2 protein-coding genes are annotated in these 1,470 nt (G+C 68.2%); both read right to left on the bottom strand.

Features of this window, described 5'->3' with window-relative positions; genetic code table 11:
• Positions 1-976: ExeA family protein (locus AC07ZS_RS29775; protein WP_494802032.1), on the bottom strand; the 976-nt coding region annotated here is incomplete at its 3' end.
• Between the two features lie 81 nt (positions 977-1,057).
• Positions 1,058-1,470 (bottom strand): bactofilin family protein (locus tag AC07ZS_RS29770; protein WP_494802031.1); only part of this gene is annotated, 413 nt, incomplete at its 5' end.

Below are 1,470 nucleotides of genomic sequence, written 5' to 3'. Positions count from 1 at the left end.
CCGTGGGGCGGGGCGCGCTGTGGCTCCAGAACCAGAACAGCGCGCCGGCCACCAAGGCGCCCACCACCAGGCCGAGGCCCAGTGTGCCCAGGGGCGAAGCCCAGGCGGCCAGCGGCGCGGCGGCCTGCCCGCGGCGCGGGCGGGTCAGGGGGGTCTCGGTCTCGAACACCTCGCCGGCGGCCTTTTCCACCACGGCTCGCTCCACCCGGGCCTGGTTGGTGGCGTAGGCGCCGAGCAGGGCGCGGTCGCACAGCAGGTTCACGCGCCGGGGCACGCCGCGCGCGATCTCATGGATGCGCTGGATCGCCTGGCTGGAGAAGGGCAGCGGCCCGCGCAAGCCGGCCACCTGCATGCGGTGCTGGATGTACTGGCGGGTTTCGGCTTCGTTGAGCGCACCGAGGTGAAAGCGCGCGATCACGCGCTGCGCCAGCTGTTCCAGCTCGGGCCGCGCGAGCACCTCGCGCAGCTCGGGCTGGCCGATCAGGATGATCTGCAGCAGCTTGCGTTCGTTGGTTTCCAGGTTGGTCAGCAGCCTGAGCTGCTCCAGCACGTGGGGGGTGAGGTTCTGCGCCTCGTCGATGATGAGCACGTTGCGCTCGCCCCGGGCGTGGCTTTGCAGCAGGTACTCGTTGAGCGGGTCCAGGTGGTCCTTGATCGTGGCCGGGCCGATGCCCTCGTGCTTGACCTCGATGCGGAACTCGCTGCAGATGGTCTTGAGCAGGTCGCCGACGGTGAGCTTGGGGTTGAAGATGTACGCCACCCGGCACTGCTCGGGAATCTGCTCCAGGAAGCAGCGGCAGATGGTGGTCTTGCCGGCACCGATTTCGCCGCTGAGCAAGACGAAACCGCCGCCGCCCCGGATGCCGTAGAGCAGGTGCGCCAATGCCTCGCGGTGGCGCTCGCTCATGAAGAGGTAGCGCGGATCGGGCGCAATGGAGAACGGGTCCTGCTTCAACCCGAAGAATTCGGCGTACATGCCCCCGAGCATAACGGGGCCGCCGAGGGCGGGCAACGACGCCCGGCCTGCCCGGGCGCGTGCCGCAGAGCTAGCGGGCGATCAGGCCGCCAGGGCCATGGAGCGTTGCGACGACGAAGCCGGGTACTTGGCGCTGGACGAGGCAGAGCACTCGATGTCGCCGGAGAGCTGGCCGCCTTCCTCGATCACGACCTTGCCATAACGGATCTTGCCGGTGACCTTGCCGGTGGCGTAGATCACGAGCTTCTGGCGCACGGTCAGGTTGCCGTCGAACACGCCGCGGATCTCGGCGATGTCGATTTCGGCCGAACCCTTGAATTCACCTTGTTCCGCGATCTGGATCACGCGCGAGTCCATCGTCGCTTCGACCAGGCCTTCCACCACGAGGGTGTCGCAGTCGGTGATCTCCACGCCCTTGAGCTTGATGTTGGGGCCGACGGTGAGCTTGCTGCCGCCTTCGGGGGTGGACGAGGCGCTGGTGCTGGTGGTGGTGG

Source organism: Hydrogenophaga sp. GW456-12-10-14-TSB4 (genome assembly GCF_059424305.1).
The sequence above is the reverse complement of the archived record's forward strand: the minus strand, read 5'-3'. Positions and strand labels throughout refer to the sequence as shown.